This is a genomic window from Pauljensenia sp. UMB3104 (assembly GCF_030217285.1).
Classification (GTDB): Bacteria; Actinomycetota; Actinomycetes; order Actinomycetales; family Actinomycetaceae; genus Pauljensenia.
On sequence record NZ_JASONN010000590.1, the window covers coordinates 1 to 237 of the forward strand.

Sequence of the window (237 nt, forward strand, 5' to 3'; positions counted from 1 at the left end):
GCACCCGGCGATGGGTTCGGGTGATTTCGTGCTGCGCGAGTCGAATAACGACGCAATCCTCGCCTTCACCCGCTCCTGCCCGGAGGAAACCATCCTCTGCATTATGAACCTGGCCAATACCCCGCGCGCAGGGCGCGTTGAGCTGCCCACTTACGCCGGGTGGCTGGCCACGGATGTGTTTGGCGGGGCAGGTTTCCCGGCCGTCGGTGCCGCTGGCGGTTATGACGTCACGCTGGG

1 protein-coding gene is annotated in these 237 nt (G+C 65.4%); it reads left to right on the forward strand.

The window, feature by feature from the left end; genetic code table 11:
• Positions 1 to 237, forward strand: a 237-nt coding sequence (locus QP415_RS12895) for an alpha-glucosidase C-terminal domain-containing protein (protein ID WP_285100338.1), incomplete at both ends; no start/stop codon positions are given.